This is a genomic window from Streptomyces sp. BE20, from assembly GCF_036322525.1.
Lineage (GTDB): Bacteria > Actinomycetota > Actinomycetes > Streptomycetales > Streptomycetaceae > Kitasatospora.
In genome coordinates this window covers 1-11,926 of record NZ_JAQYWW010000647.1, presented here as the reverse complement: position 1 = coordinate 11,926, position 11,926 = coordinate 1, and the positions used below count along the sequence as shown (strand labels likewise).

The 11,926-nt window shown below is 72.7% G+C and carries 12 protein-coding genes; 6 read left to right on the top strand and 6 right to left on the bottom strand.

The annotated features are described in order from the left end of the window. The first annotated feature begins 287 nt into the window (after positions 1 to 287). Positions 288 to 1,100 carry a helix-turn-helix domain-containing protein gene (locus PUR61_RS13855; RefSeq protein ID WP_329879123.1) on the top strand — a complete coding sequence of 271 codons (813 nt, stop codon included), beginning with the start codon at positions 288 to 290 and terminating at the stop codon, positions 1,098 to 1,100. Positions 1,101 to 1,110: 10 nt separating this feature from the next. Beyond that, positions 1,111 to 1,323 (top strand): DUF397 domain-containing protein, encoded by a 213-nt coding sequence (locus PUR61_RS13850; protein ID WP_329879122.1) that lies wholly within the window; start codon positions 1,111 to 1,113, stop codon positions 1,321 to 1,323. Positions 1,324 to 1,423: 100 nt separating this feature from the next. On the opposite strand, the gene PUR61_RS13845 is transcribed toward PUR61_RS13850, so the two are convergent. From PUR61_RS13845 to PUR61_RS13835, 3 genes are all read right to left on the bottom strand, one after another. Beyond that, complete coding sequence (locus PUR61_RS13845; RefSeq protein WP_329879121.1) at positions 1,424 to 2,488, bottom strand: CU044_5270 family protein; 1,065 nt, start codon at positions 2,486 to 2,488, stop codon at positions 1,424 to 1,426. After that, on the bottom strand, positions 2,485 to 3,114 hold the full coding sequence (locus PUR61_RS13840; RefSeq protein WP_329879120.1) for an RNA polymerase sigma factor: 630 nt from the start codon (positions 3,112 to 3,114) through the stop codon (positions 2,485 to 2,487). The genes PUR61_RS13845 and PUR61_RS13840 overlap by 4 nt, the downstream gene beginning before the upstream one ends. 221 nt (positions 3,115 to 3,335) lie before the next feature. Then, complete coding sequence (locus PUR61_RS13835; protein WP_329879119.1) at positions 3,336 to 3,830, bottom strand: hypothetical protein; 495 nt, start codon at positions 3,828 to 3,830, stop codon at positions 3,336 to 3,338. 402 nt (positions 3,831 to 4,232) lie between these two features. Here PUR61_RS13835 and PUR61_RS13830 point away from each other — a divergent pair, with 402 nt between their 5' ends. Beyond that, the gene (locus tag PUR61_RS13830) at positions 4,233 to 6,980 is read left to right on the top strand and encodes a M4 family metallopeptidase (RefSeq protein WP_329879118.1); all 2,748 of its coding nucleotides are present in this window, start codon (positions 4,233 to 4,235) and stop codon (positions 6,978 to 6,980) included. A 163-nt stretch (positions 6,981 to 7,143) separates the two neighbouring features. On the opposite strand, the gene PUR61_RS13825 is transcribed toward PUR61_RS13830, so the two are convergent. Beyond that, positions 7,144 to 7,629, bottom strand: a complete 486-nt coding sequence (locus tag PUR61_RS13825; protein WP_329879117.1) for a DUF1877 family protein — start codon at positions 7,627 to 7,629, stop codon at positions 7,144 to 7,146. 227 nt (positions 7,630 to 7,856) lie between these two features. On the opposite strand from PUR61_RS13825, the gene PUR61_RS13820 reads away from it, so the two are divergent. Continuing rightward, positions 7,857 to 8,519, top strand: a complete 663-nt coding sequence (locus tag PUR61_RS13820; protein WP_329879116.1) for a hypothetical protein — start codon at positions 7,857 to 7,859, stop codon at positions 8,517 to 8,519. A 185-nt stretch (positions 8,520 to 8,704) separates the two neighbouring features. Further along, positions 8,705 to 9,610: an aminoglycoside phosphotransferase family protein gene (locus tag PUR61_RS13815; RefSeq protein ID WP_329879115.1), complete on the top strand. Its 906-nt coding sequence runs from the start codon at positions 8,705 to 8,707 to the stop codon at positions 9,608 to 9,610. 29 nt (positions 9,611 to 9,639) lie between these two features. Here the strand turns inward: PUR61_RS13815 and PUR61_RS13810 are convergent, their stop codons facing one another. Beyond that, positions 9,640 to 10,191 (bottom strand): hypothetical protein, encoded by a 552-nt coding sequence (locus tag PUR61_RS13810; RefSeq protein WP_329879114.1) that lies wholly within the window; start codon positions 10,189 to 10,191, stop codon positions 9,640 to 9,642. Positions 10,192 to 10,283: 92 nt separating this feature from the next. Then, entirely contained in the window at positions 10,284 to 10,859 is a 576-nt protein-coding gene (locus tag PUR61_RS13805; RefSeq protein WP_329879113.1) for a TetR/AcrR family transcriptional regulator, read from the bottom strand. Between the two features lie 371 nt (positions 10,860 to 11,230). Here PUR61_RS13805 and PUR61_RS13800 point away from each other — a divergent pair. Continuing rightward, a partial coding sequence (locus PUR61_RS13800) for a histidine kinase dimerization/phosphoacceptor domain-containing protein (protein ID WP_329879112.1) occupies positions 11,231 to 11,926 on the top strand: 696 nt, incomplete at its 3' end.

The window sequence follows — 11,926 nt, the reverse complement described above, 5'->3', positions numbered from 1 at the left end:
GCCGCCCTCGTGGCGGAGGTAGGCGAGGCCGCCGAGGGTGTCCATGTAGACGCCTTCGAGCACCCCACCGGCGGGGACACGGCACCCGAAGTCACGGACCACCTCCCCGACGACGGGGGTGTACACGGGCATGCGGGGGCAGCTGGGCATGGGGGCTCCCTTGGTCGCGCTGTGCATCGGGATCACTACGATCCGCATCCATGGTGGAGTGGGAGGAGTTACGATCGGAAGGCTTTCCACTGGACACTTCAGTGCTGTGGGATTCCACCCGCGAGAGGTGATCGAACATGCGGCGAACAGAACTTGACCCGACGTCATCCCCGGTAGCCGCGTTCGGGGTCCAGTTGCGCAGGTCGCGTGAGGCGAAGAACCTGACTCAGGTCGCCATGGCCGAGCTCATCGGGTACAGCGACACGCTCGTGTCCAGCATCGAAAGAGCTACTCGCAATCCCACACAGGCATTCGCCATCCGGGCGGACAATGTGCTTGATACTGGCGGGACCCTGGAGCTGATGTACTGGAACATCGGGCACACTTCACTTCTCGAAGGATTCCCCGAATACGCAGCTCAGGAGGCCAAGGCGGTCGAGATTCGACACTTCGAACTCGGCGTCGTCCCTGGCCTCCTGCAAACCCCGGACTACGCGGCGGCATTCGCCTCCGCCGCTGTGCGACGTGGGAACATCTCACAGGTACAGGCGGACGACCGGCTGAGATTCCTGCTGACCCGGCAGAAGTTGTTGGACCGAAGTCCGGCGCCTTGGCTTCACTTTGTGCTGGACGAGGGCTGTCTCCGTCGCCCGGTGGGCGGGATCAAGGTCATGAGGCGCCAGCTCCGTCAGCTGGAGGAGTTGGCGGCGCGGCCTCACATCACCATCCAGGTGGCTCCCTACAGTCTGGCGGAGGAGTTGCCCTTCACTATGATGGTGACGCTGCTGACCATGGCGGACAGGTCGCTGCTTGCCTACTCCGAGAGTCAGTTGCGCGGATTTCTCGTCCGGCGGAGCGAAACTGCCCGGGCGCTGGAGAGGGACTACCATCAGCTGTCAGTGGAAGCGCTGCCCAAAGTCGCCTCTCTGGAGATGATCCGTCAGGCGTGAAAGGAACGTCATGAACGGTCCCGTGTACCTCTCCAGCGCCGAGTGGTTCAAGTCCTCCCACAGCAACAACGGGGGCTCCTGTGTCGAGGTGACTGCCGACTTCCCTGGCATCGTCCCTGTCCGTGACTCCAAAGACTTGCAGGGTCCGACTCTCGTCTTCCCCGTCGAGGCTTGGCGCTCCTTCGTCGCTGCGGTCCGGTCGGACGAGTTCGGTTCTGTCTGACGCGACCGTGGATCGACCGGCACGCGGGTGGCCGACTGATACGACAGCGGGCCTCCTGTGCAGGAGGCCCGCTGTCCACGGTCGTTCAGCGGCCGACGCGTCAGGCCTTGCCGGTGCCGGGCGGGCGGCCGGGGGCGTCGGTCGCGACGCGCTTGAGGACGGCGGTGTTGGCGGTGACGGTGCCGGGCTTGACCCCGAAGGCCTCGGTGACCTGGACACCGCGCTCGCCCAGGAAGGTGTAGCTGGTGCGGTCGAAGATCATCTCGTCGCGGGAGCCCGTGGTGGTGTTGGTGCGGGCGATGGCGATTCCGACGCGTCCGGCGGCGTCGGTGGCGTTGTCGACGAGGACGACGCCGGGGATCCGGGCCGCGGCCTGGTAGAGCGCGGCGGCGAGCTTGCCGGGGACGGCCTGTTCGCGGACCATGGCGAGGACGGTGTCGAACGCCTCCTGGTCCGGTCCGTTGTTTCCGCCTCCCGCGGTCTCGGTGTAGATCTTCTGCAGCAGCACCTGCGGGTCGGTGGGCAGGGTGTTCAGGTAGTCGTAGGAGGGGTACCTCAGGCGGGCGGCGGTGTCCGACTTGAGTGCCTCGCCTCCTTGCGCGGTCTTGCCCTCCTCGGTGAGCCAGCCGGTGCGGCCGTCGGCGGAGCGCCATATCTGCCGCTGGTGGGGCTTGTCGACCCACGTCTTCTCCTCACCGGTGTCGGCGTTGAGGGAACCCATCAGGTAGGAGACGGTGCTCTCGACGTAGACGTACTGGCCGGGACGCAGGACGAGGTCGGGGGTGGACTGGGCGGCCAGGGAGATGCGTTCCACCGCGCCGGCCAGTCCCGCGGTGTCGCCGGCCGTGACCTGCACGACGGACGCCGGGACACGGTCGCCCCGCACGGGGGCGGTGTCCGGGTTGCCGAACGTGGTGACCGCCACGGTGGCCGCGAGGGCGAAGGCCGCCAGTGTGGCGGGCAGGGCGATCAGCAGCCGGCGCCGGTTCCTGGACTCGGGTCGGGCCGGCCCTGCGGCTTCGGGGGTGCGGGTGATCTCGCTCATCAGGAACTCCTCGATCTGGCGCTGCCGGTCGGGCTGGACGGCCGGCGTTTCGGCCGCGGGCAGCAGGTGCCTCAGCTCCGTGTCGTCGAGAGGCTGCTGCCGCTCCGGGACGCTGGTCATCTGTTCCACTCCTTGTCCGACCGGGCCGGAACCATCCGGCCACCCTGTATTTGTCCGGCGGCCCGCAGGGGTTCCGGGAGAGTTCTCGGCATCCGCCGCAGCTCCTTGTCGGCCAGTGCACGCAGTCGGGTGCGGGCCCTGGAGAGCCTGGAGCGCACGGTGCCGACCGGGATGCCCAGCGCCTTTGCGGCCTCGGGATACGTGAGACCCGCCCACACGCACAGTGAGAAGACTTCGCGCTCGCCGCGCCGGAGCTTCTCCAACGCCGCCTTGGCAGCCAGGAGTTGTTCATGGTCGGCGAGACGGCCGACCAGCTCGTCGGCGAAGTCCGGGTCCGGTTCGGGGATCGGCATGCGGGAGAGGGCGGCGGTGTGCCGGCGGGCGGCCCTGGCCCGGTTGCGCAGGACGTTGACGGTGATGCCCATCAGCCAGGGGCGGGGCGTCGCCCATTCGTCGCGCAGTTTCTCCCGCAGCCGCCAGGCCTCCAGGAAGACCACCGCCATGACGTCCTCGGCCCCGGAGCGGTCCCCGGTCACCCGGACCGCGTGTGCCAGGACTGCCCGCGAGTGCTCCTGGAACAACTGCCGGAAGGCGTCGGGGTCGCCGGCTCTGATCCGTTCGTGCATCGAAAAGTCCACGTCACTGGGTTGTCCGGCCGCCGTACGGCAGTTCCGGTGACTCGCGTCACAGTCGGGTCGGCCCCGCCACCTGCGCCCCCAACCCCCGGCCTCCGGGGCCCTGGCCCCCGGGCCCCCCGACCCTCCCGGCGAACTCGTTGTCCTGCGCGCCGTCGGGCCGATCGGTCGGCCGAGGCGCGAGGAGGGGGCCGGGAGTGGTCGGGGAGTCGTCAGCGAGTGGTCGTCCGGGACTGCTCCTGCGCCCCGGTCAGGACCTGCCCGCCACCGGCGATCGGCGGCCCGTAGACGTACCAGCCGTTCCAGTTCCCGCTCTGGCTGCGGTCGCGGGACCACATGTGGTTGTAGTCGCTGCCGCGCGCGGTGATGGTGAAGGCGCCGCCGAGGGTCTGGCGGCGGATCACGACCTTGCTCGTGAAGTAGCCGCCCATGGAGGTCCAGTTGCTCAGCTTGTGGGAGCTGCCGCTCGTCCAGCGCGTCCACACGGCATGGTCGGTGCCGATCACGAAGATCTCGCTGTTCCCGTCCTGGAAGCCGAAGTAGGTCACACCGTCGCCGAAGTCGCCGCCGCACAGGAAGCTGCCGCCGAACTGGTTGTTGCTGCAACGTGCGGGGATGTTGATGTCACCCGCCGACGCGGGAGCCGCGCCCAGCCCGATTCCGGCGAGGGCGGCGACGGCCGCGACGGCGGCCTTGATCTTGTTCATGTCTGCTCCTGATCGGTCGGGAACGGGCCTTCCGTCCGGGGTGCCCGGGCCGCAACCCGCCCGGGGCCCGCCCGACGGGGCCCTCGCCGGTACCAACGGGAGCAGCCGCCGATCGAGTTCATCGTTCGCCCGCCCACCGCTCGGCGATGGCCGAGCACCTCCCTCCTCGAACGATCGGTCGCGGGTACGCCACGGGCCCCGGATCGGTTGCCCCCGTCGGGCCGGTTCCCGGTGCCGGCGGCGGGTCGTGCCCGTTCGGACACCGGAGGGGTGCGCAGGGGTGCAGGGCTGGTCCGATCGCCTGGACGGGCCGCGCCTCCGCAACCGAGCATCGGGTGACGCACCGTCATGTCGGCGTCTTCGTCACACCCGTGTCGCATCCGCATCCCCCGGAGGACCGCAGTGCATCACCGTTCCCGCTTACCCGAGAAGACCCGGGGCGTCGGCGCCGCCCTGAGTCTGGCGCTGGCACTGGCGTTGAGCGCGTCCCCCGCCCTGGCCGCGCCGCCCTCCCCGGCCACCGAGCCCGACCCGGTCCCCGGCCTGGTGGCCGGGGAGGGCACCGCCGCCCCGCAGCTGGTGACCGGACTGTCCGAGTCGGCGCCCGGCAGTCCGGCCGAGGCGGCCCGGGCCCATCTCGCGGCTCATCCCGACCGCTACCGCATCGACACCGCGCAGCTGACGGAACTCGCCGTCGAGCACGCGGCCGAGGGCCGTGACACCGTCAGGTTCCAGCAGTACCACGGCGGCGTGCCGGTGCTGGGCGGGCAGTACCTGGTCCGCCTGGTCGGCGAGGGCGCGGACCGCACGGTGGAGTCGGTCGGCGGCAAGTACTTCACCGGGCTGACCGCCCCCACCACCCCGGCCGTGTCGGACGAGGCGCTGCGCGGGCTCGCGCTCGACTCGGTCGCGGACCGGGGCGCCCGGGGCGGGGCCACGGCGGAGGACGGCGGCCGGATCGTGCTCCCGGGCGGCGGCGGGCGGCTCGTCCAGCGCTTCGTCGTCCGTGCCGCCGACCCGGCCACCGGGGCGCCGCTGGTCCGCGAGGTCTTCGTGGACGCCGTGCGCGGCGTGGTCGCCCTCGCCCGCGACACCCGGGCCCCGTACCCGACCGGGGGAGCCACCGCCCCGGGCACCCCGGCCGCCGGGGCCGCCCCGACGGCCGACGTCGGCGTGCCCGTCATCGGAACCGCCCCCGACATCCTCGGCCGCACCGTCCCGGTGAACGTCGCCCGCCGGCCGGACGGCAGCCACCAGCTCGTCGACCTCACCCGGGGCGCCGGCATCTTCACCTACGACGCCGCCGGGGAGGACGCCGGCGCGTTCCGGGGCCCGATGACCGGCCGGTCGCCGGTCTCCTCCCCGGGCCCGGACTTCCCGGCCTCGACCGGTACCGGCGGAGCGACGGACGCGCACCTCAACGCCGCCGCCGCGTACGACTTCTTCCGGGACCGGCTCGGCCGGAACGGGCTGGACGGCAAGGGCGGCCCGATCGTCTCCGTGGCCAACACGAGCGAGGGCGGCAAGCCGAGCCTGAACGCCTTCTGGGACGGGGTGAAGATGGTCTACGGCAACGGGGACGCCACCTACCGGCCGTTCTCGGTGGCGATGGACGTGGTCGGGCACGAGCTGACCCATGCCGTCGTCCAGCACACCGCGGACCTGGACGGCTCCGCCCAGCCCGGGGCGATGAACGAGGCACTGGCCGACTACTTCGGCAACGCCATCGAGGTCACCACCCGGGGCATCCCGATGACCGACCCCCGTGCGGCCCTGATGAACGAGAGCCTCTGCCGCACCGGCACCCCCGAGGAGTGCGCGCGGCGTCGCCTCGACGACCGCCGCACCACCGTCGACGACTACATCGGGGCCTGGAGCGACGTCGACAACAGCGGCGTCCACCTCAACGCCACCATCTTCGGCGGGGCGCTGTGGGACATCCGCCGGGCCCTCGACCCGCTTGTCGCCGACCGTCTGGTCTACCGCGCGATCACCGAGTACCTCACCCCGCTGGACGAGTTCGTCGACGGCCGCAACGCGGTGCTCGCCGCCGGCCGCTCGCTCGGCCTGAGCCGCACGCAACTGCGCACGGTGGCGGCCGCGTTCGACGCCCACGGCATCAAGGCCGGCTGGCAGAGCCGGATCGGCATGGACAGCCGCGGGCTGCTGCGGAGCGCCGGCATCGAGGCTCCGCCGGCCGTGGCCGGGGGTCACTGGGTGGCGAGCGGACGGGACGACCCGAAGAGCGTCGACGAGTCCCTCTACACCGGCTCCGTCACCGCCCCCGGTACCCGGACGCGGCTGAGCCCGCCGGACGGCCGGATCCACCTGTCCCCCGACACCGACGGAAGGACCGCGGTCTGGCAGGCGATCGGGTTCGGGGCGACGGAGGTGCTGGCGCGCCCGCTGTCCGGCGGCCCGGTCCGCAGCGTGTTCAACTCCCCGGACTACGGCATCAACGGCGCCCGGATATCCGATGGGCAGATCGCCGTCCTGGTCACCTCCTGGGCGGACGGCCGGAACCGGCTCCTCGTGTTCCGCGACGGGGCCGACCCGGTGGACATCCCGGTGGCCGAGGGCCACCGGCTGTCCGACCTCGCCTTCAAGGACGGTCTGCTCGGCTGGATCGAGAGTTGGAACGCCGAGGGGGTCACCTTCTCGGCACCGACGGTCTACTCCCTTGCCGCCGGCCGGATCACCGCGCAGTACTCGGAGAGGGCCCCGGCCGGTAGCAGGCCCGGCTACATGACCTCCACGCAGTTCGCGGGCGGCCGGCTGCTCTGGTCGCGGCGGTCGGCACCCCCGGACCTGCGGGTCGCGATCCGGTCCGGCGCCGTCGACGGCTCCGGTACGACCGACGTGGTGCCCGCCGACTCGCCCCAGGCGCCGCTGGTCGGGGACTTCACGGCCTCCGACCGGGTCGTCACCTACCAGCACGGCGGCGCCAAGCCGAGCGGCGGCTGGACGAACGCGGCGCTCCCCAAGCTGTACCAGGTGCCCGTCACCGGCGGCACCCCCGTACGGCTCTCCTGCAACCGGGGTGTCCAGGCATACCCGGCCGCCGACCGGGGCACCCGGGTGCTCTGGCTGGACTACAGCCCCGGCCGCATCGACCTCGTGGTCCGCGACCGCCCGGCCGGCACCTGCTGATCCGTTTCGCGAGCAGTGGCCCCGCGCGGGCGGGGCCACTGCGCGCCGTCCTGTGCGCCCCCGCCCGGTCGGGGACGCACGGTCGGCCGGGCAGCGGCTGACACCCCGGGCAGCAGCCTGTCCGGGGTGTCAGCCGCTGCCGGGTGGGGTCGGGTGACGGGTCCTACTCGGTCCAGACGAGTACCGCGTGTCGGTAGCGGGCAGCCGTGTGCAGGAAGTCTGCGAGCGAGCGGTAGTGGCCGGATGCCAGGTGGAGCGCTTCCCCGTCCGTCCAGCCGGCGGGAAGCGGAACGGCGGTGGCCAGCTCGGCCGGGGTGATGCCGTCGACCAGCGCGCCGGGTGGGAGGTCCGCGAACGCCCCGTCGGCGGCGCCGACCCGCTCCGGGGTGAGGCAGCGCGGTGGTCCGTACCCCCACTCCCCGGCGCCGGGGAGCTCCGCCTCCCCGTGGATGACGTCGACGGGGAAGTCGTGGTGGCGGAGCAGGAAGTCGAGCACCGGCCCGGCCCGCCCGGTCTCGTGCAGCCGCCCCCGGGCGGCCGCCTCGTCCTCGTCCTCGTCCAGTTCGGTGAGCCACTCCCGCACCCAGCCGGGTTCCGCCGCCGCGCGCTCCAACTGGCGTGCGCTCAGCCGCAGGTATCGCCCGTTCATGCCCATGGCCCCTGAGCCTAGGAACCTCGACCGGCGAGATCAACCGCGGGGTCGGCCCTCACACCGCGTCATGGTGCCCGTGCGGTGCAGGTGCCCGGCCGGGTCCGGTTCGGGGCCCTGTGCCGGGGCCCTGGTTCGGCAGGGGCGACGAGCCGGAACGACCAGGTGATCATGTGGTTTGATGTGCGCTGCTGATCTTGAGGTGAAGGACGAAACGGGGCACCGCGATGGACAAGATGAAGCGGCACGGACGCAATCTCGCACGGGCGGCGGCGGTCGCCGCGCTCGCACTGGGCACGGGCGCGTGCAGTTCCGGCGGCGGCGCGGCGATCCGGGCCGCGGTGGTGCTGTCGGAGCCGGACCAGGTGCAGGACGCGTTGCCGAGCCCGGCCTCGCTCCCCGCCGGCTGGGGCCTCTCCTCCGGTTCGAAGCCGCCGCAGGCCATCGGGCAGGCCGAGGCGTCCAGCACCTGCCGGAAGAAGCTGTCGGTCGACTGCGAGGGTCTCGAACTCGGCGGCTCCGTCCGCTACGAGCTGGCCGCCGACACCGACAACGACATCCGCTTCACCCTGCTGACCTTCGACACCGTGGAGAACGCCGGCCCCGTCTTCGAGGCGCTGGCGGCGTCCCTGGAGAAGGCCGACGACGACGTGCGTCCGATCACCTTGAAGGTGGCCGCCGACCAGGCGCGGGGATTCGAGCAGCCCGCCGATTCGGCCGATTCCGGGGGCGGGACCGTCGCCTCGTCCACGGCGATGCGGGTCGGCACCGTCGTGGCCCTGATCGAACTCGACGAGGACGAGCGCGACCACAAGACGCTCCAGCAGTTCGCCACGCTCCAGGCGGAGCGGATCAAGCAGGTCCAGCAGGGCACCGATCCGGACGCCTGACGCCCCCGGACACCTGACGCCCCCGGGCGGCGGCCCCCGGCCCCGAAGTCGCTCGGCGGCTCGGTAGGTCCGGCCGGCCCGCGATGATCTGACGGGACGCCGGCACGCCGCCCCGACCGGCGAGACCGGACTATCGGCCGGTAACTCGCTTGCGGTGCACGGAAGGCCGGGCACAGACTTCGCCCGTGACCGACATCTCCGTCGAAATCTCCGCCGAACTCGTCCGTGCGCTGGTCTCCGAGCAGTTCCCCGAGTGGGGCGGCCTTCCGGTCCGGCCGGTCGCCCGTCAGGGCTGGGACAATCGCACCTTCCGGCTGGGCGACGACCTGGCCGTCCGCCTGCCCAGTGCCGAGGGCTACGTCGCCGGCGTCGAGAAGGAGGACTGCTGCCTCCCGCTCCTGGCGGAGCACCTGTCGACGCCCGTGCCGGAGCCGGTCGCCACCGGCCGTCCGGGGGAGGGCTACCCCTTCTCGTGGTCGGTGCGGCGCTGGCTGCCGGGCGGCGCCGTCGACGACGCCGGCCAGCCGGGGGCCGCCGACGCCGTCGACCGCACCCGGCTGGCCGCCGACCTGGGCGCGTTCCTGACCGAACTCCGCGACGTCCCGGCGGTCTACGGCCCCGCGGCCGGCCGCCACTCGTTCTTCCGGGGCTGCCATCCCAGCGTCTACGCCGACCAGGTGGAGAACGCCCTCCACGTGCTGCGGGACTCCGTCGACGTCGCCGCCTGCCGGGCGGTCTGGGCGGGCGCCCTGACCACGGCCTGGCCGTCGTCCCCGGTGTGGTTCCACGGCGATGTCGCCCCCGGCAACCTCCTCGCCGTCGACGGAGGGCTCTCCGCGGTCATCGACTTCGGCACCTGCGGTACCGGCGACCCGGCGTGCGACCTCGTCATGGCCTGGACGTACTTCACCGGCGACGAGCGGAAGGCGTTCCGGGAGGCCGTCGGCCTTCCCGACGACACCTGGCGGCGGGCACGCGGGTGGGCGCTGTGGAAGGCGTTGGCGACGACGGCCGGTCTGTCCGGCCCCGACTCCGGGGGGCTCCAGGCCCGGGTCCTCGTCGAGGTGCTCGACGACCCGGTCGTCGGCTGACCCGCCCGGGCCCGCTCACCGCGCCCCGCTCACCGCACCCCACCCGCCGGGCCCCGTCCTGCGGGGCCTTGACGGCCGGTGCGGCCACGCCCCGCGCGTCCGGTGTCACCTCCGGGCCGGTTCCTGCTGAGGTCTCGGGCGTGGACCAGGGCTTCGCGCAGCAGTGCGACGAGGCGGGCCTCACGTCCGGCGGAGGGGGGACCCTGCGGCCAGGCGGAGACGGACCGCCACTCCCCGTCGGTGAGCGGCGGAAGGTCCGCGGCGGGTTCGACGTCCTCGGGGAGCGTCGGCAGACGGACCAGAAGGATGTCCATGCCGCACGCCACGACGGCGGCCACGCCCTCGAAGGCGAGGACGGGCACGCCGTAGGCGGACTCCACGGGGTGGCGCGGCACCAGGCGGGAGAGTCGGTCGCAGAGGTCGGGGTGCGTGTGCGACTGCCAGTTGCCCAGGGCGAGGTCGTCCGGGCCGCGCGGCAGGGCCGAACTCGCGCGGAAGTAGTCCAACAGGGCTCGGTTCTCCGGCAGTTCGGGCAGTGCCGGGGCCGGGGTCGGATCCGGGACGTGCTTTCGCCGTCGCATGCGACCGACCCTGGCGGTCCGACCGGCGCACCGACGGGGCCGGGCGCGGCCGTCCCGGGTGCCGGTGCGGATCCGCGACGGATCCGCGTAGGTCAGGGCGTCACGAGGCGGTCGACCGCGGCGTTGACGAGTGCGTGGCGCTCGGCCTCCGAGAGGACGTCGGGGAGGGTGAGCTGCTCCACGATCAGCCAGTTGAACGCCAGGTAGAGCAACCGGACGGTGGTCTCGTCGCCGGGCAGGCCCGAGGCGAGGTGGAAGGCGACGTTGGCGTCGAGATCGGCGCGGACCCGCTCGGTCAGGACCGCGCGAAGGTCGGGGCGCCGGGTCGCTTCGAGTCGCAGTTCGAGCAGCGCCAGGTAGCCGGTGCGGAACGAGCTGACCCGGTCGACGAGTTCGTGCATCGACGCGGCGTACGACTCCCGGTCCGTCACGCCCGTCTGCCGGCGGGTGATCTCCGACTCGTCGGGGCGGAGGCGTTCGTAGACCCGGGCGCTGGCCTGCGTGAGCAGGTCGTCGCGGTTGGCGAAGTAGTTGGACGCGGTGCCGACCGGGACGGCGGCCTCGGTGTCGACCGCCCGGAAGGTCAGCCCGCGCGCTCCTTCCCTGGCCAGAACCTCGATCGCGGCGTCGACGAGGGCGGCTCGTCGCTCGTCGTTCCTGCGCGCCATGGACACCACTCCGGTTGAAGTACTACGGCCTGACCGATTCGCTCAGAGTACTGCACCCGAGAGCGGCGCATGCGCAAGCTCGCGTCCCGCCTCGCGGTCTCCGTCGACGGCCACCTCGCCGGTCCCGGCGAGGAGTTCGGCCCTCCAACCCGTACCTCCGCCCGTACCGCGCCCCGTACCGCGACCCGTACGGCGCCCCGTACGGAGCCGGGAGGCGGGCCGCGGCCCCCGCCGGGTGGACCGGCGCCGCTGCGCCGGGACCGTTCCCGGGGGCAGGTCCGTGCGCCGCTCGCCGCCGGTGCGGCCGTCGCGGCCTGCTGTGCAACCCTGTCCCGGGAGTGGCCGGGAGGCCGGACGCAAGGGGAACAGACATGTCCATGAGTCGACACACCGGGTCCGAAGACGCCCGGGAGCCGCTGCACACCGACGGCGCCGGGCCGCCGTGGTCCCGTAGCGACGCGCTCGTGGCCGTCGGCGCCTGCGCGATGAACCTGCTCAGCTACGTGTTCCTCTCCGGCCTCGACGGCCGGTACCAGGTGAGCCCGGCCGGACTCCTCCTCGTCGGGGCGGCCGGCCTGCCGCTGCTCGCCCGGCGCCGTCACCCGGCGACGGCGCTGGCCGCCGTCCTGGCGCTCGACGGGATCGCCTCCCTGGTCCTTCCGCTGCCCCCGCACCTCGGTGCCGTCCTCGTGGTCGCCCTGTACTCGGCGGCCCGGGCCCACCCCGGCCGGGGGACGGCCGTCGCGGCCGTCGCGACGGTGTCGGTCACGCTGCTGAGCCAGAATCCCGGCCGGTGGCCGCTCTGGCAGGACGCCCTCTCCCCGGTCCTCAGCACCCTGATGGTCGTCGGCGCCGCCATGGTGGTCGGCCGCTGGCAGCGCGAGATGGCGATCAAGCGGACCCTGCTGGCGGACCGCGCGGTGGCCGACGAGCGCCGTCGCATCGCGCGGGAGCTGCACGACATCGTGGCGCACCACATCACCACCATGCAGCTGATGGCCGGCGGCGCGCGGGCCAACCTCGGCCGCGACACCGAGGTCGTGCGCGAGGCCCTCGTCTCGCTGGAG

Bases quoted from the DNA above. Each gene is read 5' to 3' on its own strand.
- PUR61_RS13855 (WP_329879123.1), top strand. From the start codon at position 288: ATGCGGCGAACAGAACTTGACCCGACGTCATCCCCGGTAGCCGCGTTC.
- PUR61_RS13850 (WP_329879122.1), top strand. From the start codon at position 1,111: ATGAACGGTCCCGTGTACCTCTCCAGCGCCGAGTGGTTCAAGTCCTCC.
- PUR61_RS13845 (WP_329879121.1), bottom strand. From the start codon at position 2,488: ATGACCAGCGTCCCGGAGCGGCAGCAGCCTCTCGACGACACGGAGCTG.
- PUR61_RS13840 (WP_329879120.1), bottom strand. From the start codon at position 3,114: ATGCACGAACGGATCAGAGCCGGCGACCCCGACGCCTTCCGGCAGTTG.
- PUR61_RS13835 (WP_329879119.1), bottom strand. From the start codon at position 3,830: ATGAACAAGATCAAGGCCGCCGTCGCGGCCGTCGCCGCCCTCGCCGGA.
- PUR61_RS13825 (WP_329879117.1), bottom strand. From the start codon at position 7,629: ATGAACGGGCGATACCTGCGGCTGAGCGCACGCCAGTTGGAGCGCGCG.
- PUR61_RS13820 (WP_329879116.1), top strand. From the start codon at position 7,857: ATGGACAAGATGAAGCGGCACGGACGCAATCTCGCACGGGCGGCGGCG.
- PUR61_RS13810 (WP_329879114.1), bottom strand. From the start codon at position 10,191: ATGCGACGGCGAAAGCACGTCCCGGATCCGACCCCGGCCCCGGCACTG.
- PUR61_RS13805 (WP_329879113.1), bottom strand. From the start codon at position 10,859: ATGGCGCGCAGGAACGACGAGCGACGAGCCGCCCTCGTCGACGCCGCG.